This is a genomic window from Homoserinimonas aerilata (assembly GCF_006716125.1).
Classification (GTDB): domain Bacteria; phylum Actinomycetota; class Actinomycetes; order Actinomycetales; family Microbacteriaceae; genus Homoserinimonas; species Homoserinimonas aerilata.
In genome coordinates, this window is sequence record NZ_VFOM01000002.1 from 15913 (window position 1) to 36300 (window position 20388).

A 20388-nucleotide genomic window follows, 5' to 3' on the forward strand; every position below is an offset into this window, starting at 1 on the left:
CGAGATCCTCTCGGCCTGATCTCCTCTTCGGGAGCTGCCGTGACGACTTCTCCATTCTACCAAGCTTCGCCTGCGAAAAAGGCATTTTCCGTCGACTGAGGGCCTAATTTCGCGTCGGCTAGCTGTTTTGGGTCGTCAACCGTAAGTATCGCGAGGGCCGCGCCCTGGAATCGATCTGGGGCCCCGTTTCCAGGAAGGGGCGTTCGGTCCGCTGAAGCGAACCGAGTCGATGCCCGCATCCGGGAACTCCCGCGCGATGTGCGTCATGATCTGCACCCTCATCAGGCGCAGCTGCGTGGCCCATGCCGTCGAATCGCAGCGCACCGTCAGCACACCCTCCTCGATGCCGATCGGCGAGGAATGCTCCGCGGTCTCCTCCCCCACGATCCGGTCCCACGAGGCGATCACCTCCGACCGCGCGATCGGAGAATTCCAGCCCAGCCGGCTGGTGAGCGCATCCATGACGTCGCCGATGCCGTGCGGATCCCTGCCGGAGCCGAAGGGCGTGCTCGCGCCGGGCTCCTTCTTCGAGCGTTTGCGTGCATCCCGGGAGCGCGACGACCCATCACCGAAGACGCGCCTGAAGCGCAGATACACCTCGACATGCTCCTGGGCATCCGCAACTGGCTTCTGATCCGCCGGCTCAGCCATCCGACTCACCATGTGTGGAGCCATCCACGATCGTGCCGCCCGAGATGTGCACCGTGTGGGCGCGCAACTGCTCGGGAACATCATCGTGAACGGCAGCGGTGATGAGTACCTGTTCGACATCATGAACCGCGGATGCCAGTCTTCCGCGCCGCTTCTCATCCAGTTCGGCGAACACATCATCGAGGATCAGCACCGGGTCACCCGTCGAGGATTCCCGCCGCAGAAGCTGGGCCGACGCGAGCTTGAGGGCCAGCGCGAAGGACCAGGACTCACCATGACTCGCATAGCCGCGCGCCGGAAGCCGGTTCAACTCAAGCACGAGATCGTCGCGATGCGGCCCGACGAGCGTGACCGCTCGATCCAATTCGCTGCGGCGGAGCCGCTCGAGTGAATTTCTGAACGCGACCGCAGTATCCGCGGCACTGATCGCGCCACTGCGCGCATCCGACGGGGTCTCGTCGTCATCCTCGCCGCCGGATGACAGGATGCTCAGGGCATTGGAGAGCGTCGCATGATGGTCTTCACCGGCGATCGTCTCGTAGGCCGCGGCCACCTCGGGCAACAGGCGGGCGACAAGACCCGTTCGGGCTTCGATCAGCTGGGACCCGAGATCGACCAGGCGCTCATCCCACACCTCGAGTGTGCTGAGCTGAGAACCCTTGACCCCGGATGCTCGAGCCGACTTGAGAAGCGTGTTGCGCTGTCGCAGAACCCTGTCGTAATCGGCGATGACCCCGGCCATCCGCGGGGAGAGCTGCACCAGCAGCTCGTCGAGAAAGCGGCGCCGACCCGAGGGCTCCCCGCGCACGAGCGCCAGATCCTCCGGAGCGAACAACACGCTCGAGAAATAGCGCGGAAGCTCACGGGGCTTGATGGCGGACCTGTTGACCTGCGCCTTGTTCGCGGCACCCCGATTGATCTGGACCTCGACGAGCAGCTGGCGTTCACCGTGCTGCAGTCGGGCCCGAACGATCGCAGCCTGCTGACCCTGCCTGATCATGGCCTGATCACTCGACACCCGATGCGATCCGAGCGTGCTCAGAAAGCCGAGCGACTCGACCAGATTCGTCTTGCCCTGGCCGTTGCTGCCCACGAAAAGGTTCGGGCCCGTTTCAAGCGGGACCTCTGCGCGCGAGTAGTTCCTGAAATCGGTGAGACTGAGGTGCGAGACGAACAACGCTAGCGAAGCAACAGGTTCGGCTGAAGCAGGTACTTGTAGCTGTCGGCGGCCGGCTGGTCCTTCGACGTCTGACTGGTGATGAGCACAGGGCCCGGCTTGTTGGGGTTCTCGGTGCGCGTGAAGCTGATGCGCACGAACTCCGAGTGAACCGCGCTCAGACCATCGAGCAGGAACTGCGGCTTCAACGAGACGACCATGTCGCCACCGTTGAGATGCGCGTCGATGGCCTCGGATGCCTGGGCCTGCTCACTGCCGATCGCCTCGAGGGTGAGGCCATCCGTCGTGAAGGTGAAGCGCAGCGCGGCCTCCCGCTCGAGAACGAGCGAGACACGACGCACGGCCTCGATGAGCTCGCCCGTGTTGAGAACCGCGTAGTTCTCGACATCCTCGGGGAAGAGCCTCTTGACCGGCGGGAAGTTTCCCTTGATCAGCAGCGATGTGACGGTCTTCTGATCGGCCCGGAACGCGATGATCTCGCGCTCGTCCTTGTTCGTGATGGCAACCGAGATGGTGCCGCTGTGCCCGAAGGTCTTGCCGATCTCCTGCAGGGTGCGCGCAGGTACCAGCGCGGTGATCGGCTCAGAGATGACCGTGTCGCCGGCGTCCCACTCGATCTCGCGCACCGCGACGCGGTAGCGGTCGGTCGCGATGAGACTGAGGCTCGTCTGCGTCACCTCGAGCTGCACACCCGTGATGACAGGCGTGACATCGTCGCGGGATGCGGCGACCGCGACCTGCGAGACGGCATCCGAGAAGGCATCCGCCGGCAGAAGACCGGACTGCTCCTCGACCTCGGGCAGGGTCGGGTACTCCTCGACGGGCATGCTCAGGAGGGTGAAGTGGGCGGGACCACAGACGACCGAAATCTTGGAACCGTCTGTGGAGAACTGCACGGGAGCGTTCGGGAGCCTGCTCGCGATGTCAGCCAGGAGCCGACCGGAGACCAGGATGACGCCCGGCTCCTCGACACTCGCCTCGATCGTCGTCTGGGCCGAGACCTCGTAATCGAACGATGACAGCCGGAGTCCGGCATCCGTCGTCTCGATGAGGATGCCGCTGAGGATCGGAAGGGTCGTGCGCTGTGGCAGGAGCTTCACGGCAAACGAGACGGCCTCACTGAAAACGTCGCGGTTGACCTGAAACTTCATGGAGGATCCCTTCAGCTACGGAACACATGCGTCCGTGGGGCTTAATACTGGCACAGACCTGAGACAGACGGGCCAGCAGCTGCGGGGAGGACGCAGGCCGAGCCCGTCATCCACAGGGTTATCTCAAGTCCCAATCAATTGTTAAAGAATTTAACATCATTAACCGCTGTGGGAACTGTGGATAACCGAGGCGATGCCAATCAGGAGCGGGAAAGTACAACCGTGTGAGTTGTGGACGGCCTGTGCAGTCGAAGTCACGGACATGTGATTCGTCGACGGCGCCCGACGGCTGTTTCCACAAGCCCGCGAATTCCATCCACATGGCTGCGGCGTGTTATTCACAGTTATCCACAGACTTTCCACAACTGTGGATTGCGGTGTGTCGAGACCGGAATCAGGAGTTGAAACGCTGATTCTGCTTGATGCGACTCGTCAACTCGGTGACCTGGTTGTAGATCGAGCGGCGCTCCTTCATGAGCTCCGTGATCTTCTTGTTCGCATACATGACCGTCGTGTGGTCGCGGTTGCCGAACAACTGGCCGATCTTCGGCAGCGACAGGCTCGTCATCTCACGGCACAGATACATGGCGATCTGCCGGGCCGTCGCGACAGCCTGCGAGCGAGACGAACCGTAGAGGTCATCGACCGTGAGTTTGAAGTATGCAGCGGTGTGATTGATGATCTCCACCGGCGCGATCACATTGTCGTCGTCGAGCGTGATCAGATCCTTGAGTACGGTCTGCACGAGCGCCAGATCGACGGGGGTCTTGTTCAGGCTCGAGAACGCCGTGACCCTGATGAGGGTTCCCTCGAGCTCGCGGATGTTCGACGACACCTTCGACGCCATGTACTCGAGGATGTCGTCGGGCACCTGGAGCCGCTCGCTCTGCGCTTTCTTGCGGAGGATCGCGATGCGGGTCTCAAGATCGGGGGCCTGGACATCCGTGATCAGGCCCCACTCGAAGCGGGAGCGCATCCGATCCTCGAAACCGGTCAGATGCTTGGGCGGCAGATCGCTCGTGATCACCAACTGCTTGTTGTGATCGTGGAGCGTGTTGAAGGTGTGGAAGAACGCCTCCTGCGTGCTGTCCTTGCCCTGCAGGAACTGGATGTCGTCGATGAGCAGGATGTCGATGTCGCGGTAGCGAGACTGGAAGACCGACGACCTGTTGTTGGCGATCGAGTTGATGAAGTCGTTCGTGAACTCCTCCGAGCTCACATAGCGCACCCGGATGCCCGGATAGAGGCTCTCCGCGTAGTGGCCGATCGCGTGCAGAAGATGGGTCTTGCCCAGGCCGGAGTCGCCGTAGATGAAGAGGGGGTTATAGGCCTTGGCCGGGGCCTCGGCAACAGCGACGGCCGCGGCATGCGCGAAGCGGTTGGATCCGCCGATGACGAAGTTGTCGAAGTTGTACTTGGGGTTGAGCCGCGAATCGCTGCGCTTGCTGCTGTCGATGGTCGGCGGCGCCGGCTGCTCTATATAGGGCTGGTCGTCGATGGGGTCCGCGGGCTGTTCGAGATCGCTGTGCGAGATCTCCGGATTCACGACGATGGCGAAGTTGGTGAGCTCACTCTCATCGCCGAGCGAGGAGATCGCGTTGAGGAGGGGGAGGCGGATGCGCTGCTCCAGCATCCCGCGGGTGAGATCGTTCGGAACCTCGAGGTAGAGGGTGCCGGCCATGATGCCCCGGGGCTCCACCAGACTGAGGAATCCCTGCAGCTGAGGGGTGATCCGCTCATCCGATCGCAGGGTTGTCAGGATGTTCTGCCAGAATCCCTGTGTGGGATCGGCTGAATCGGTCATGCGTCGACTCCCCGGTTCGTCGTGATGGGTGGTTATACACAGGGTTATCCACCGCCTGTGCAGTGAGACCACCTTAGTTTGTGTCGGCGGGTCGAGGGCAACCCTGTGCTTTTCATGGGCATAATCATGAGTTTGGGGTGGCACGGTTTGACCGCACGCCTTTAAGAACGTATTTTTAAGCAGTTGACTTCAGCCCACACGGGTTTCTTCGATGTTCCCTGTCTCTTCGCAGTCGTTGTCCTGAACTGCGGATGCACAATGTCGCCCCGTCAACACCAGTCTTTTCTATAGCACCGCGGAGATCCAAGATGAGCAAGAGAACTTTCCAGCCGAACAACCGTCGCCGGGCCAAGGTCCACGGCTTCCGTCTTCGTATGCGCACCCGTGCCGGTCGCGCGATCCTGGCCGCCCGTCGGCGCAAGGGCCGCACCGAGCTCTCGGCGTAGCGCCCTCTCGGTCCGTTTCGGTGCTGGCTCGAGCCAACCGGCTCGTCAGGGCCGCTGACTACCGTGCTGTCGTTCGGCGCGGACGACGCACATCGACGTCTTTGGTGACGGTTTCTATCACTGCTCGCCCGGACTCTTCGGCGCGCCGTTTCGGCTTCATTGTCTCCAAGGCTGTGGGCAATGCAGTGGTGCGCAACAGGGTCAGGCGCCGGCTCAAGGCGATCTGTTCCGAGTATGTGACGATTCCGGATGCTGCGGTGCACGACGATTCCGCCGCCACGTTCGAGGATCCTTCTTCCGGTGATTCCGCTCGCCGCTCCCCCGCAGGTGGTGCCGACATCGTCTTGAGGGCGCACCCGCCGACGGCGACCATCGACTGGGACTCTCTGCGAAGTGACGTCGACGGCCTTCTCAGCAAGGCGCTCGGCGCATCCGTCACTCCCTCGGTTCCACACTCGGCGGATGCGAATGTTTCACGTGAAACAGTGGAGGGGTCATGACAGCCCTCCATGTCTCCCCGCGCGTGACGGATGATCGCGAGCCAGAGCATCCGAACATCCGTAGTTTCGGAACAGGGTTACTTCTTCTCCCCCGCAACGTGTCGATCGCGGTTCTCCAGACATATCGCAAGCTCGTGTCGCCACTCTACGGAGATGTCTGTCGCTACTACCCCTCCTGCTCGAGCTACGCGCTCGGTGCCATTCAGCAGCACGGGGTGTTCAAGGGAATCTGGCTCGGATCTCTGCGGATCCTCCGCTGCAATCCCTGGTCTGCCGGCGGAGTCGACGATGTGCCCGAGAACAAGAGGCACAGCCATCACACCAACCGTTTCGGCTTCGTCACATCCTGTGAGGCCGCGCATTCCGCGCGTGACGCGAACATCTCATCCACACCCGAATCGAAGCACCACAGAAAGGTCTGATCCAACACCATGGATTTCCTAGGAACGATTCTCTGGCCCATCAAATGGGTCATCGAGGCCATCCTCGTCGCTTTTCACTGGTTCTTCACCTCCCTGGGGATGGACGCGGATGCGGGAACGACCTGGGTCCTGTCCATCGTCGGCCTCGTGCTCGTCGTCCGCGCAGCGCTCATCCCGATCTTCGTCAAGCAGATCAAGAGCCAGCGCCGGATGCTCGAGGTCTCCCCCCAGCTGAAGAAGATCCAGGACAAGTACAAGGGCAAGAAGGACCAGTTCTCTCGCGAGGCCATGTCGCGCGAGACGATGGAGCTCTACAAGAAGACCGGAACCAATCCGCTCAGCTCCTGCCTCCCCCTCCTGCTGCAGATGCCGATCTTCTTCGGCCTCTTCTCGGTGCTGCAGAACGCTCAGCACGAAGGAATCGGCGTAGGCCTGCTCACCAAGTCGCTCTCGCATTCCTTCGGTGAGTCCGTCTTCCTTGGTGCGCCGCTCAAGCTGGCCATCAGCACCGCCGAAGGCAACGTCAATGTCATCGTCATCGCCTCGATCATGGTCGTTCTGATGACCGCGTCGCAGTTCATCACGCAGCTGCAGATCATGTCGAAGAACCAGTCGCCCGAGATGCAGGCGAGCCCCATGTTCAAGCAGCAGCGCATCCTGCTCTACATGCTCCCCCTGGTGTTCCTCTTCTCCGGCTTCACCTTCCCCCTCGGCGTCATGTTCTACTGGCTGGTCTCCAACTTCTGGACCATGGCCCAGCAGTTCCTCGTCATCCGCAACATGCCGACCCCTGGCAGCGAAGCCGCCCTGGCACGCGAGGCGCGTATGGCGAAGCGGGCCCAGCGTCGCGGAATCACGATCGTCGAAGACAGCGATTCCCCGGAGATCGAGGCTCCCAAGACGACCCAGCGCCAGCAACCCGTCAACCCCAAGAACCGCAACAAGAAGAAGAAGTAGGCCACAGTGACCGACACGACTGAAGACTCCACGGTGCACGAGACGGCTCCGGCCGTCGATGAGGCAACAACCCTCTCCCAGCTCGAGGAGGAGGGTGAGATCGCCGCCGACTACATCGAGGAACTCCTCGACATCACCGATCTCGACGGGGACATCGACATCGATGCCCGTGACGGTCGCGCCTATGTCTCAGTGAACTCGAACGAGGACAGCGATCTTCGCCTCCTGTCGAAGCCGGAGACGGTGAATGCGCTGCAGGAGCTGACCCGCATCGCGGTGCAGACGAAGGCCGGATCGTTCTCGCGGCTGATCCTTGATGTCGGCGGATCGCGCGAAGCACGTCAGGCCGAGCTGAGCAAGCTCGTCGAGCACGCGATCGAGAAGATCGAGGGAGGGGCCGCCTCTGCTGCACTCCCCCCGATGTCCTCCTACGAGCGCAAGCTCGTGCACGATATCGTCGCGGATCGGGGCTTCACCTCGGAGTCGCATGGCGAGGGTCGTGATCGCCACACGGTGATCACTCGCGCATAGTTTCACGTGAAACATTGCCGATGACATCCGCAGCGCCTCTCCCTGAAAGTCTGGAACCGGAACCATCCGTGGCGACCGCGCTCTTCGGCGACCGCATCGATCTCGCTCGTGCCTTCACGAACGACCTCGCGCGGCGCGGAGAGGAGTTGGGGCTCATCGGCCCACTGGAACTCCCCCGCCTGTGGACGCGGCATGTCGTGAACTCCGCACTGCTTGCGGCGCTGCTGCGGCCGGGCCGGGTGGGTGACATCGGCAGCGGTGCTGGACTGCCCGGGCTTGTTCTGGCGATTGCGCGCCCGGATGTCGATTTTGTTCTCATCGAGCCGATGGAACGGCGGGTGGCCTGGCTGAATGAGCAGAAGAGCCTGCTCTCCCTCGACAATGTCGAGGTTGTTCGTGCCAGAGCGGAAGAGGCACAGCTGAGTCCCTGGCTCGATCAGGCAACGGCCCGCGCCGTCACCGCGCTTTCCAAGCTGATCCCGCTCGTTGCTCCCCTGATGAAGTCGGGCGGTGAATTGGTCTTCCTCAAGGGTGCGAGCGTCGAGGCCGAGCTCGCTGCCGCTACCAAGGTCATCCGCAAGCACCGCCTCACTGACGTCGAGATCGTGATGCTCGGTGAAGACCTCGACACCGAGCCCACGCGAGTCTTTCGGGCTACAGTTGATTGATGGATGTCGCACCCCCGATATCCCGTCGATGACATCCCCGCTGGTTTCGCCCCGACGGTGAAGATTCGGGCTTCCGAGACCAAGAAGCCGCCTGGATGCCGTCGCGAGACCCCCAGACGACCACGACAGACGATCGGTGCCGGCCCAGATGCAGTTTCGCCCCAAGATGTTTCACGTGAAACATCACGACACGACCGAGAACAAGGAAGCCGTGACCGCAGAAGAAGAGCGTGCACCCGAGCAGGATGTGGAGTCACCCGAGCCAGAGGTCACCGAGGCATCCGGTGTTATCGCTGAGGAGACCGAGCAACGCGGGAGCGGCGACGCGACGGACGATACTGCGTCAACCGCGCCTGCTCCGGGAAAGTCAGCACGCTCGGGCAGCCCCCTCGCCGGTTTCAGTGACACTCCCCTCGCCCGCGAGCTCTCGGAGATCACGCGTCGTCGCCGTGCCATCGAGGCGGAGGACCTTCCCGTTCCCTCCAAGACCCGTGTCTTCACCATCGCGAACCAGAAGGGCGGCGTGGGTAAGACGACAACGACCGTCAACCTGGCCGCGGCGCTCGCGAAGAGCGGTGCTCGCGTGCTGGTCATCGACCTGGATCCGCAGGGAAACGCCTCCACAGCCCTCGGAATCGAGCACCGGTCCGAGACGGCGAGCGTGTACGACGTCATGATCAACGATGTGCCGATGGCGGATGTCGTACAGAAGAGCCCGGAAAGCGATCTTCTGTTCTGCATCCCCGCGACCATCCATCTCGCCGGCGCCGAAATCGAGCTGGTCTCGATGGTTGCGCGGGAACAGCGCCTGCGCTCGGCACTCGACGCCTTCTTGGCTGAGCGCGATGAGCCCTTCCATTACGTCTTCATCGACTGCCCGCCGTCGCTGGGCCTGTTGACGATCAACGCCTTCGTCGCAGCCCGTGAGGTGCTCATCCCCATCCAGTGCGAGTATTACGCACTCGAAGGTCTCAGCCAGCTCCTCAACAACATCAAGCTCATCGAGCGCCACCTCAATCCGGAGCTCAACGTCTCGACGATTCTGCTCACGATGTACGACTCCCGCACCAATCTGGCCAACCAGGTGGCCGAGGATGTTCGTCAGCATTTCCCGGATCAGGTCCTCGACACGCTCATTCCGCGCTCGGTGCGCATCTCCGAAGCTCCGAGTTTCGGGCTCAGCGTGATCGGCTACGACGCGAACTCTCCGGGCTCCCTGTCATACCTCGAGGCGGCCGCGGAGATCGCTCGCCGCGGTGCACCGATAGCACAGCAGTAGTATAAAACCCCTGATCAGAAGCACTATCGAAAGAGAATCAATGGCAACGAAGCGCACCGGGCTGGGCCGTGGAATCGGCGCACTCATCCCCACGGATGAGGGCTCACCCGAGCGTCCCGTGGACGTGTTCTTCCCGACTGGAGCGCGCGTCGCGAGAGATGACGCCGACGAGCAGTCGCTCGCCGCCGTGCCCGGCGCCCGGCTCGCCAATCTCTCCCCCGCGGACATCGTGCCGAATGCCGCCCAGCCGCGAAGCGTGTTCGTGCAGGAGGATCTCGACGAGCTCATCCACTCGATCCGCGAGATCGGCGTGCTGCAGCCCATCGTCGTGCGGCCCATCCCGGATGCCGTCGATGGGCAGCCGAAATACGAGCTCGTCATGGGCGAGCGGCGGCTGCGCGCCAGCAAGCACCTCGGGCTTGCCACGATCCCCGCCGTCATCAAGAACACGGCCGATGACGCCATGCTTCGGGATGCCCTCCTCGAGAACCTGCACAGGGCCAACCTCAATCCGCTTGAAGAGGCATCCGCCTACCAGCAGCTCCTGGCCGACTTCGGCATCACCCAGGACCAGCTGGCAGAGCGTATCGGTCGCTCTCGCCCGCAGATCACCAACACCCTTCGCCTCCTTCGCCTGCCGTCGGCCGTGCAGAGTCGCGTCGCGGCAGGTGTTCTCAGCGCGGGGCATGCGCGGGCCATCCTGTCGGCCGGCGACACCGCGACCATGGAGAAGCTCGCCGACAAGATTGTGAACGAGGACCTCTCAGTGCGGGCGGCCGAGGCCGCTGCCGGCCTCGTCTCGACCAAACCGGCCCGAGCGACGAAGCCGAGCAAGGGCCGCAGGCAGGGTCAGCTCGACGAGATCGCCGAACGCCTGGGCGACCGCCTGAACACCCGCGTGAAGGTGAGCCTGGGCTCCAGCAAGGGAACCATCGTCATCGATTTCGCGACGGTGGGCGACCTCAACCGCATCCTCGGCGAGCTGGGCGAGCCCGGGTTCAGCTGAGCCCGGCGGCGACGCCCGACAGCATTAGTGCCCTCTGATCAGGGGTTTTTGCAAAGTCGCTGAAGTGAGCCGTGCGCTCGGCCGTGCCGGAGCATCCGGCCGACCGTCTCAGCGAGCGATGCTGTCGCGCACGGCCGCCTGGCAGAGTGCGAGATAGGCCCAGCCGACATCGTGCCCGGCGACCTCGAGTGCCCGCGGGAACAGTGAGGTCTCGGTGAGGCCCGGCATGACGCTCGCTTCGAGGAAGAACGGCGTTCCCGTTGCGTCGATCATGATGTCGACCCGCGAGATGTGGCGCAGCCCGAGGGTCGTGTGCGCCATGATGGCGAGATCCGCGGAGCGGGCGGCGACCTCATCCGAGATGCGGGCGGGAGTGTAGAAGCGCGTCTCCCCCGCGTTGTAGCGGGCCTCGAAGCTGTACACGCCCGACAACGGCTCGATCTCAACCGGAGGAACCGCGACAGGGCCATCGCCCGTGTCGATGATGCAGACCGAGATCTCGGTGCCAACGATCTTCTGCTCGACGAGGGCCACATCGCCGTAACGGTACGCGTGAACCATGGCGCTGGCGAGATTTGCGGGGTCGTCGACGATCGTGACCCCCTGTGCGGAGCCGCCCTGGGCCGGTTTCACGACGACAGGGCCGCTCAGCTCGGCGGCGATGCGCTCCAGGACGTTCACAGCGCCCAGATCGCGGAAGGTGTCGCGGGAGAGCGCGATGGAGCGGGGCGTGGAGCCGCCAGCGCGCTTGACGAGCACCTTGGCGGTCGGCTTGTCCCAGGCGAGCCGGGATGAACCGGCACGGGAGCCGACGAACGGCACGCCGACGAAGTCGAGGAGGCCCCGCAGTGAGCCGTCTTCGCCGCCGGCGCCGTGCAGTGCCGGCCAGACGACATCCGGTTTCGTCGACTCGATGTAGGAGAACAGTGAGGCGTCGGGGTCGCGCAGATCGACCTTGACGCCCTGCGACGACAGGCTGTCGGCGATGCGGCGGCCGGAGCGCAGCGAGATGTCGCGCTCATGCGAGATGCCGCCGGCGAGGATCAGCACGGATTGGGGAGTGAACTCGTCCATGGTTGCGGAACTTCTTTCCTGCGGGTCTTCCTGCGGCGGTCGGGGATGCTGCAGAGGCGTGCAGCGCTAGTTGATGTTCGGCGGCGGGCTGGTGACGTGCGCGTTCGGGCGCACGACCTCCATCTGCCCTGTGCTCGAGAAGGTGTCGAGCAGCTCCAGCTCCTCGTTGATGACGGAGGTGAGGCGTCGGATGCCGGTGCGGATGGTCTCCTCGTTGGGGTAACAGAAGGAGAGGCGTATCTTCTGGCGACCCCCGCCATCCGAATAGAACGCGGTGCCGGGAGTGTAGGCGACGAGTTCCTTGACGGCTCTCGGCAGCATCTCCTTGGAATCGAGCGGACTCGGCAGCGTGAGCCAGACGTAGAAGCCGCCGTTGGGCACGGTCCAGCTCATCTCAGGCAGGTGCTCGGAGAGAGCGGAGAGCATGGCGTCGCGGCGGCCGCGGTACACGCCACGGAAGGTGTCGATCTGGCCCTTCCAGTCGGCGGATGCCAGATACTCACTGATCGCGAACTGGCTGAATGCGCTGGGGCACAACGTGGCCGATTCGTTCGCGAGGATGAGCTTCTCACGGATGGCGTGCGGCGCGAGGGCCCAGCCGACACGGAACCCGGGGGCGAGCGTCTTGGAGAAGGTGCCGAGGTAGATGACCCCGTCCTCCTCGATCGAGCGCAGCGCGTTCGGCGGTGGGGAATCGAAGTAGAGCAGCCCGTAGGGGTTGTCCTCGAGCACCAGGATGTCGTTGGCGCGGCAGATCTCGAGGATCTCGAGCCGGCGCTCCCAGCTGAGGGTCACACCGGCCGGGTTGTGGAAGGTGGGGATCGTGTACAGGAACTTGATCGTCTTGCCGTCGGCCTTGAGGCGGGTGATCGCGTCGCGCAGGGCCTGCGGGATGAGCCCGTCGTCGTCCATGAGAACATGGGCGATCTCGGCCTGGTACGAGCGGAAGACGCCGATCGCGCCGACATAACTGGGTGCCTCGGCGAGGATGACATCGCCCGGGTTGATGAACAGTTTGGTGACCAGGTCGAGCGCCTGCTGTGAGCCCGTCGTGATGACGACGTCGTCGACGCTGCCCCGGATGCCCTCCAGGGCCATGATCTCGAGGGCGCGCTCGCGAAGTTCGGGGGTTCCCTGGCCGGAGCCGTACTGCAGCGCCTGCGGGCCGTGGTCGCGCATGACCCGGTCGAGGGCGCCCGTGACGAGCTCGCTCGGCAACGCCGAGACGTAGGGCATCCCACCGGCGAGGGAGACGACCTCGGGCCGGGAGGCCACGGCGAACAGGGCACGAACCTCGGATGCGCTCAGGCCGGCGGTGCGGTCGGCATAGTGGTCGTACCAGGGGTCGAATCGCGTGCTCGACCCCCCCGATGTCGGTTCGTGGGTTGTCATTGGTCATCCCAGGTGCCCTGAGGCGCTCGAAGAGTGGTGAAGAGATCAGAATACGCGACGAAGGCCCGCACTTGTCTCAGTACGGGCCTTCGTGGGGTCGCGGCGCGGGGCCGCGGATGCTCTTAGGCCAGGAATTCGGCCAGGTCTGCCTCGAGTGCGGGCTTCGGCTTGGCACCGATGACGGTCTTGACGACCTCTCCCCCGCGGTACACCTTCATCGCCGGGATCGACGTGATCTGGTACTTCATCGCGGTCTGCGGGTTGTCATCCACGTTCAGCTTGACGATCTCGATCTTGTCGGCGTGCTCTGCGGCGATCTGGTCGAGGATCGGCGAGACCATGCGACAGGGGCCGCACCATTCGGCCCAGAAGTCGACCATGATCGTCTTCTCGGATTTCAGGACCTCGGCCTCGAAGTTGGCATCGGTGACGTCGCGTGTTGTTGACATGTGCTCTCTCTTTCGTGGGCTTTCGTGGATCGGGGGTTCGTGCGGCCTAGGCGGGAACGACTTCTTCTGCGGGAGCTGCCGCCTGCTCCCGCAGGGCGGCGGGCAGCGAGGAGAGGAAGTGCTCTGCGTCGAGTGCCGCGACGGTGCCGGAGCCTGCCGCCGTGACCGCCTGCCGGTACGTGGGGTCGATGACGTCGCCCGCTGCGAACACGCCCGCGAGGGAGGTGCGCGAGCTGCGGCCCTCGACGGCGATCGTGCCGGCGGAGGTGAGATCGAGCTGGCCGTGCACGAGGTGCGTGCGGGGGTCGGCACCGATGGCGACGAACAGGCCGCTCACGTCGAGCACGCTTTCGGAACCGTCGATCGTGTCGACGAGTGAGAGGCCCGTGACCTGCTCCGCCCCGTAGACCTCCTTGACGGTCTTGTTGAACAGGAACTCGATCTTGGGGTCGGCCTTGGCGCGATCCTGCATCGCCTTGGAGGCGCGCAGCTCCTCGCTGCGGTGGATCAGGTACACCTTCTCGGCGAACTTGGTGAGGAACGTGGCCTCCTCCATGGCCGAGTCTCCGCCGCCGACGACGGCGATCGTCTTGCCGCGGAAGAAGAAGCCGTCGCAGGTGGCACACCACGAGATTCCGTAGCCGCTGAGCCGCTCCTCGCCCTCGACGCCCAGCTTGCGGTACGCGGAGCCGGTGGCGAAGATCACCGAGAGCGCCTCGTGCACGTCACCGTTGCCGACTGTGACCGTCTTGACGTCACCCTCGAGTTCAAGCTTCACCACATCATCCGCCACCATCTCGGTGCCGAAGCGCTCAGCCTGCTGGCGGAACTTCTCCATGAGATCGGGGCCCATGACGCCCTCCGGGAATCCGGGGTAGTTCTCGACATCGGTCGTGTTCATCAGCTCGCCGCCGGCCTCAACGGAGCTCATGATCAGGAGGGGGTTGAGGCCTCCCCGGGCAGCGTAGATCGCCGCCGTGTAGCCGGCGGGGCCTGAGCCGATGATGATGAGCTGGCGCACAGTGACTCTCTTTCGAAAAGGGGTGACGGTCAAGGCTGTCGAGCGATACAACCCATACTATTCGCCGACTATTCCGCGGCGCCCGGGCGGATGCGACGCAGCACGACGGCGAGCAGCGCCCGCAGTTCCGCGTTGCGCATGAGGGTGAGCAGGCCTGCGTACGCGGCGCCCATGACGCATCCGATGACCACCATGGAGACGAGTGCACCCGGCATGCTGCCGACCGCGAAACCGCCGTCGTGCAGGCCGCCGAGCAGGGCGAGCAGGCCGGCACCGATGCAGGCGCTGATGATCGCCGCCACCACGAACTGCACGTGGCTTCGCAGTATGGCGCGCCCGCCGAGGGGGCCGATCTTGCGCCTCAGCAGCAGGAAGGTGAGAACCGTCTGGCACGTGATCGCAACAGAGGTCACAAGGGCGATTCCGACGGCGATCAGATCCACGGGGAGGGTCGTACAGATCAGGAAGCCGAGCACGAACAGCGCCGACTTCACCAGCTCGATGAAGAAGACCGTGCGGGTGTCCTCCAACGAATAGAAGGCCCGCTGCATGACGAAGACCGCGCTGAACGGAATCAGCCCCACCAGATAGGCGATGATCACGGCCGCCATCGCCTGCACATGGCCGAAGTCACTCTCGAAGACGCGGGCGAAGGGCAGCGCCAGCACGATCAGACCCGCAGAGGCGAAGGTGATGATGAGGCCTATGGTGCGGATGGCCGAGGAGAGATCGCTGCGCACGGCCGGGATGTCGCCGCGGCTGGCATGCGTGCTCATGCGCGTGTAGAACGCGGTCGCGATCGAGACCGCCACGACCGAGTGGGGGAGGATGAAGATCAGCCACGCATTCTGGCTGGTCGCGATCGATGCTCCCTCGTCGGTGGCCAGCGAGGTGACCTGGCTCTGCACGATCGCCGAGAGCTGCGTCACAAGGATCATGGCGAAGACCCAGCCGGCCGACTTGCCTGTTCGACCGAGGCCGACGCCGCGCCAGCGGAAATCGGGGCGGAAGCGCAGGCCCGTGCGCCGCCAGAAGAAGGCGAGCACCCCGGCCTGGGCGACGATTCCGAGGGTGGCGCTGCCGGCGAGGAGCGCGATGCGATCGGGCGTCCAGACCTCGAGAGAGCTGTTCGCCTCTGCTCCCCCGAACAGCACCGTGAAGGCCACAAGGCCGGCGATGGCGACAAGGTTGTTGATCACCGGGGCCCAGGCGAAGGGCCCGAACACGTGGCGCGCGTTGAGCACCTCACCCAGCAGGCTGTACACCGCATAGAAGAGGATCTGCGGCAGGCACCAGTAGGCGAAGGCCGTCGCGAGGGCGAGACCCTCGCTCGTGAAACCGTTGCCGCCGTCAGAGGCCTGCTGCGTGTAGATCGCCACCAGAACAGGCGCCGCGACCGTCGCGAGCACCGTGATGCCGAGGAACACCACAAGCCCCAGCGTGAGCAGCTTGTTGACGAAGCGTTGGCCCCCGTCATCATGCAGGGCCGAGCGCACGATCTGCGGCACGATGACGGCGCCCAGGATGCCGCCCGCAACGAGCGCGTAGACGTTGTTGGGCAGGGTGTTGGCGATACCGAAGGCATCAGCGGAGGCGCTGGCCGTCTGGCCGATCGTCTGCGCGAGCACGATCGCCTTGATGAAGCCGAGAACACGGGAGACGACGGTTCCGGATGCGAGCAGGGCGCTCGAACGTCCGAGGCCGGGTGAGGGGGTGGCTGCGCCCGTGCGGGTCACGGAGCCTGCCCATCGGCGTCGACCGGGTCGCCGACCTTCTCGACCGACTCTGGTGAGGCATCCGGCGCTGACTCGGCGGCCAGACGCGCGCGGCGTTCGCGACGACGGCGGGTCACCGTGCGCACGATTCCGACGGCGAACACGATCACGAGCAGGGCGACGAAGACCGCGGTGAAGGCCGTCTCCCATTCCGCCTGCACATTCGTGGTGATGATGACCGGGCTCGAGACGGCCACGCCGGTTCCGCTCGTGAGATTCACCCGAAGCATCACATCGCCGTTGGCGATCGAGCGCACAGGAACGAGGGCGCGCGCCTGCGAGCCCGCCTCGACGACAACGGAGACGGGCGACTCGATCACATCGAGGATGGCGGTGTCCGCCGCGACATGCACGGCCACCGTCACAGGGAACGGCAGCGAGTTGCTGACCGTGATCGGGAGATTGCCCGTGTAGCTCCGCAGGTTGAGGGTGCTGCTCTCCTCCACCTTCACCGACTCGAGGATCTCGACCGAGCGACTCAGATAGGAGTTGACGGCGGGGGTCCACCCCGCGGTCAGATCGGCCCAGGAGTTCGATGACAGCGCCAGAAGGGCGAGGCGGCGCTCGCCGGTGATCAGGGTCGGATCGGCGAGCACGGTCGCGAACTGTGCCAGGCCCGGCTCCGTCGCGAACATGGTGGCCAGCTGCGAGGTGCGCTCCGGCGCGACGGGACGATCGACGACGGCGACCTCGACGGATGCCTCCCCGCGGGCCGCAGCAAGGGTCGTCGTGGTCACCCCCGGATCCTGCGCAAGAGTGTCGAGCGTGATCGCCAGACGGTTGACGCCGAGCGGGATGCTGCGGTCGAGCGTGAGCAGCATGGTGCTGCTGCTGTCGGGCCAGCTGGCGAGCGAGGCCGTGAGCGACGCCATGGCGGCGGCCCAGGACTCGTCATTCGTCGAGGAGGCGGCCAACTGCAGCTGGGCGGAGGCGGGGCTGTCGGCCACGAGCAGCGAACTGCCGGCAGAGGTGGCGGATGCGCGGGGCGCGCCGCCGGGGAAGGCCACCGATTCTGAGTCGACAAGGGTCGTGACGGGCCCCGCGGAGTTGAAGACGCCCAGATCGGCGGCGACGATGTCGCCGTTGCGCGGCCACACGATCGAATCCAGCGACCAGGGGAGATCGGTGAGCGTCTCCTGCGTCGGCACGGTCGGTGTGGTGGGCGGCTCCGGGCTGGCACTCGCGGAGGCCGGCGGCGTGCTCGACCCGGGTTCGCCATCCGTCGTGCCGTTGCCGTCGCCCGGGGCGGTGGACTCCTCAGGAAACAGCGTGGGGTCGATGGTGAACGAGAGCGGGCCGGGGATCGTGCCAAGCCCGGCCTGACTCAGCGCCGCGACATCCGCATCCGCGTACCCAAGCGAGAAGGTCTCGTTGTCGGCGGTCGCGAGCCGTTCGAGCCACGCCGTCGCCGAGGCCGGCGCAGTCGTGCCCAGAATGCGGATCGACGCGACGATCATCGGGTCGACGCCGATGGCGACCGGCCTGCCGTTGAGCGAATTCAGCTGCCGGGTCAGCTCGCCCGTCGGAGCGGTGTACGCCTCGAGGAGTTCAGCAGGGATCAGCCCCGCCTCGGCAGGAGGAACCGTGATGGAGCCGACGATCGCGACGCGGCTCGGGTTGCCGTCGGCGGCGGCGACCATGGCATCCGGCCCCGCACTCTCCTGCCGGCTGGCCTCGTCACCCGGATTCGCGGTCGCTCCGGCCGCGACCGAGCCCCCCACAGCAAGGGCGGCGCCGAGCAGGGCGGCACCGAACTTCAGGATCAGGGGCATCGGCCGGCGCGCTTTTTCGCAGTCGGCCAGCATGACGACGATTCTAGGGGGGATGCCTTGGGCCGCGCTGATGGCACGTCGAGCCCCGTTAGTCTGGTGCGATGGAAAGCGTAGCCTCGGCGATCACACGGCTGGCGGCACTGGCAGAAGCTCCCCATATCTCGCGGCTGGCCCGAGCCTTCGCCGACGCCGGCCACGAACTCGCCCTCGTCGGCGGCCCCGTGCGCGACGCCTTCCTCGGGCGCGAACTGCACGACCTCGACTTCACCACCGACGCCCACCCCGACCGCATCGTCGACATCGTCGCCCCGATCGCCCAGACGCACTGGGACATCGGCCGCGCCTTCGGCACCATCGGCGCCGTCATCGACGGGCACACCGTCGAGATCACCACCTACCGCACCGACGCCTACGACGGGGAGACCCGCAAACCCGAGGTCGAGTTCGGCACCTCCCTCGAGGGCGACCTGGTGCGCCGCGACTTCACCGTCAACTCCATGGCGCTGCGGCTGCCCGAGCAGAAACTCGTCGACCCCTCCGGTGGTGTGGAAGACCTTGTCGCGCGACGGCTGGCCACCCCCGCTGCGGCCGACGTGTCCTTCGGCGACGACCCGCTGCGGATGCTCAGGGCCGCCCGCTTCACCTCGCAGCTCGGTTTCGTCGTCACCGACGACGTACAGGAGGCGATGCGCGCGCTCGCCCCCCGCCTCGAGATCATCTCCGCCGAGCGCATCAGCGACGAGCTGTCGAAACTGCTGAGAACGGATGCGCCGCGCGCCGGAATCGAACTGTTGGTCGAGACAGGCCTCGCCGAGCACGTGCTCCCCGAGATCCCGGCGCTGCGCCTGCAGGTCGACGAGCACCACCACCACAAAGACGTCTACCAGCACAGCCTCACCGTGCTCGACCAGGCCATCGACCTGGAACGGGAGAGGCATCCGGATGCGGCGCCCGACCTCACGCTTCGGCTCGCAGCCCTCATGCACGACATCGGAAAGCCCGCCACCAAGCGCACCGAAGCCGGCGGGGTCGTCACCTTCCACCACCATGACGTCGTCGGCGCGAAGCTCGCCGCCAAACGCCTGCGCTCGCTGCGCTTCGACAAGGAGACGGTGACGAGCGTCTCGCGACTCATCGAGCTGCACCTGCGCTTCTTCGGCTACACGGAGGGAGCCTGGACCGACTCGGCGGTGCGCCGCTATGTGCGTGACGCGGGCGACCAGCTGGAGCGACTGCACATCCTCACCCGGGCGGATGTCACCACCCGCAACAGGCGCAAGGCCGACAGGCTCGCCCACGCCTACGACGACCTGGAGGACCGGATCGCCGAACTCTCCGCCCAGGAGGAGATCGCCGCCGTGCGGCCCGACCTCGACGGCGAACAGATCATGGCGCTGCTCGGCATCTCCCCCGGCCGCGAGGTCGGAGAGGCGTACCGGTTCCTGCTCGAACTGCGGCTCGACGAGGGCCCCCTCGGCGAGGAGGAGGCCACCCGCCGCCTGCGCGAATGGCATGCGGAGCGCACCGCGGGTTGAGCGGGTCAGTGGTTGGTGGGTCGAAGCATCCGCATCGCGAGGTCGGCGTAGGAGGTTGCGAGCGCCTCCGGGGTGAGGCGACCTTCGGGCGAGAACCATCTGGCGACGTCGATTCCGAGTGACAGGGCGGCCAGTACGAAGCCCTTGATGTCATCGATGTCGAACTCGCCTTGTGCGACCCCGGCTTCGACCTCGGTCTGCAGCACTGCCTCGATCTCGTGCCGGAGGCCGGCGATGATCGCATGGTGCTGGGGCGTGAGCGCGGCCAGCTGGTATTGGGAGACGCGGGCGATCCGGTGGTTGCGCGCATGCCAGATGGTGAATTCGTAGATCATCCCGCGAACGCGCGACGCGGCGGGAGGGGACTGCCCTGCGGCCTCCCTGAGGGCGCGGAGAGCGGACTCGTGCCCGAGTCGCGCGAGAAGGAAGAGGATCTCTTCTTTTGAGCGGAAGCTCGAGTAGAGGGAGCCGGTGCTCATTCCGGCCTGCTCGCTGATATGCCGGGTGGTCGTGCCCCCGTAGCCAGCGGTGAAGAACGAGTCCAGGGCGGCGTTGGCGAGCTTTCGGGCAGAGAGGGGCTCGACCTCGTCGAGGACCTCGTGGCGGCCTGACAGCTCGACGTGAGTGTTTTCCTGGGGCAATGTCGTTGTCCTTGTCCGCCCTGTTCGGGTTCGAGTGTATCGATCTCGAAGTGATCTGTTGACAACATACACGGGCGATGTAATACGATGAGCGAGCGCTCAGTCATAATCTGGCATCCGATGCAGATCGCCCGCTC

20 protein-coding genes are annotated in these 20388 nt (G+C 65.0%); 9 read left to right on the top strand and 11 right to left on the bottom strand.

The genetic code is table 11. The features are described 5' to 3' along the window. Positions 1-135: 135 nt before the first annotated feature. The 4 genes from FB562_RS10185 to dnaA form a co-directional block, all read right to left on the bottom strand. The gene (locus tag FB562_RS10185) at positions 136-651 is read right to left on the bottom strand and encodes a DciA family protein (RefSeq protein WP_141881200.1); all 516 of its coding nucleotides are present in this window, start codon (positions 649-651) and stop codon (positions 136-138) included. Further along, on the bottom strand, positions 644-1828 hold the full coding sequence (recF, locus tag FB562_RS10190; protein ID WP_141881201.1) for a DNA replication/repair protein RecF: 1185 nt from the start codon (positions 1826-1828) through the stop codon (positions 644-646). The genes FB562_RS10185 and recF overlap by 8 nt, the downstream gene beginning before the upstream one ends. Before the next feature lie 2 nt (positions 1829-1830). Continuing rightward, positions 1831-2979 carry a DNA polymerase III subunit beta gene (gene dnaN, locus FB562_RS10195; protein ID WP_141881202.1) on the bottom strand — a complete coding sequence of 383 codons (1149 nt, stop codon included), beginning with the start codon at positions 2977-2979 and terminating at the stop codon, positions 1831-1833. A 394-nt stretch (positions 2980-3373) separates the two neighbouring features. Further along, positions 3374-4783: a chromosomal replication initiator protein DnaA gene (gene dnaA / locus FB562_RS10200; protein WP_141881203.1), complete on the bottom strand. Its 1410-nt coding sequence runs from the start codon at positions 4781-4783 to the stop codon at positions 3374-3376. A 308-nt stretch (positions 4784-5091) separates the two neighbouring features. On the opposite strand from dnaA, the gene rpmH reads away from it, so the two are divergent. The 8 genes from rpmH to FB562_RS10240 all read left to right on the top strand — a co-directional run bounded on the left by rpmH (position 5092) and on the right by FB562_RS10240 (position 10592). Beyond that, positions 5092-5229, top strand: a complete 138-nt coding sequence (gene rpmH, locus FB562_RS10205) for a 50S ribosomal protein L34 (RefSeq protein WP_022881903.1) — start codon at positions 5092-5094, stop codon at positions 5227-5229. Between the two features lie 20 nt (positions 5230-5249). Then, positions 5250-5729 (top strand): ribonuclease P protein component, encoded by a 480-nt coding sequence (gene rnpA / locus FB562_RS13965; protein ID WP_141881204.1) that lies wholly within the window; start codon positions 5250-5252, stop codon positions 5727-5729. Next, positions 5726-6151, top strand: a complete 426-nt coding sequence (gene yidD / locus FB562_RS10215; RefSeq protein WP_141881205.1) for a membrane protein insertion efficiency factor YidD — start codon at positions 5726-5728, stop codon at positions 6149-6151. Before rnpA ends, yidD begins: the two co-directional genes overlap by 4 nt. A gap of 9 nt (positions 6152-6160) precedes the next feature. Further along, entirely contained in the window at positions 6161-7108 is a 948-nt protein-coding gene (gene yidC / locus FB562_RS10220) for a membrane protein insertase YidC (protein WP_141881206.1), read from the top strand. A gap of 6 nt (positions 7109-7114) precedes the next feature. Then, on the top strand, positions 7115-7639 hold the full coding sequence (locus FB562_RS10225) for a Jag family protein (protein WP_141881207.1): 525 nt from the start codon (positions 7115-7117) through the stop codon (positions 7637-7639). Positions 7640-7659: 20 nt separating this feature from the next. Continuing rightward, positions 7660-8307, top strand: a complete 648-nt coding sequence (gene rsmG / locus FB562_RS10230; RefSeq protein WP_141881208.1) for a 16S rRNA (guanine(527)-N(7))-methyltransferase RsmG — start codon at positions 7660-7662, stop codon at positions 8305-8307. Between the two features lie 433 nt (positions 8308-8740). Beyond that, the gene (locus tag FB562_RS10235) at positions 8741-9586 is read left to right on the top strand and encodes a ParA family protein (protein WP_141881432.1); all 846 of its coding nucleotides are present in this window, start codon (positions 8741-8743) and stop codon (positions 9584-9586) included. 40 nt (positions 9587-9626) lie between these two features. Further along, positions 9627-10592, top strand: a complete 966-nt coding sequence (locus FB562_RS10240) for a ParB/RepB/Spo0J family partition protein (RefSeq protein ID WP_141881209.1) — start codon at positions 9627-9629, stop codon at positions 10590-10592. Positions 10593-10700: 108 nt separating this feature from the next. Here the strand turns inward: FB562_RS10240 and FB562_RS10245 are convergent, their stop codons facing one another. The 6 genes from FB562_RS10245 to FB562_RS13825 form a co-directional block, all read right to left on the bottom strand. After that, positions 10701-11666, bottom strand: a complete 966-nt coding sequence (locus FB562_RS10245; RefSeq protein ID WP_141881210.1) for a D-alanine--D-alanine ligase family protein — start codon at positions 11664-11666, stop codon at positions 10701-10703. A 66-nt stretch (positions 11667-11732) separates the two neighbouring features. After that, on the bottom strand, positions 11733-13058 hold the full coding sequence (locus FB562_RS10250; RefSeq protein ID WP_141881211.1) for an aminotransferase-like domain-containing protein: 1326 nt from the start codon (positions 13056-13058) through the stop codon (positions 11733-11735). A 122-nt stretch (positions 13059-13180) separates the two neighbouring features. Further along, complete coding sequence (trxA, locus tag FB562_RS10255) at positions 13181-13507, bottom strand: thioredoxin (protein WP_141881212.1); 327 nt, start codon at positions 13505-13507, stop codon at positions 13181-13183. A 46-nt stretch (positions 13508-13553) separates the two neighbouring features. Next, positions 13554-14528: a thioredoxin-disulfide reductase gene (gene trxB, locus FB562_RS10260; RefSeq protein ID WP_141881213.1), complete on the bottom strand. Its 975-nt coding sequence runs from the start codon at positions 14526-14528 to the stop codon at positions 13554-13556. Positions 14529-14596: 68 nt separating this feature from the next. Beyond that, positions 14597-16264, bottom strand: a complete 1668-nt coding sequence (murJ, locus tag FB562_RS10265; RefSeq protein ID WP_246081454.1) for a murein biosynthesis integral membrane protein MurJ — start codon at positions 16262-16264, stop codon at positions 14597-14599. Continuing rightward, a complete protein-coding gene (locus FB562_RS13825; protein ID WP_246081455.1) occupies positions 16261-18075 on the bottom strand; it encodes a DUF6049 family protein in 1815 nt (604 codons plus the stop codon). The genes murJ and FB562_RS13825 overlap by 4 nt, the downstream gene beginning before the upstream one ends. Positions 18076-18176: 101 nt before the next feature. On the opposite strand from FB562_RS13825, the gene FB562_RS10270 reads away from it, so the two are divergent. Beyond that, positions 18177-19610: a CCA tRNA nucleotidyltransferase gene (locus FB562_RS10270; protein ID WP_141881215.1), complete on the top strand. Its 1434-nt coding sequence runs from the start codon at positions 18177-18179 to the stop codon at positions 19608-19610. Between the two features lie 5 nt (positions 19611-19615). Here FB562_RS10270 and FB562_RS10275 read toward each other — a convergent pair whose 3' ends face one another. Next, positions 19616-20251: a TetR/AcrR family transcriptional regulator gene (locus FB562_RS10275; RefSeq protein ID WP_185740536.1), complete on the bottom strand. Its 636-nt coding sequence runs from the start codon at positions 20249-20251 to the stop codon at positions 19616-19618. Positions 20252-20388 lie beyond the last annotated feature (137 nt).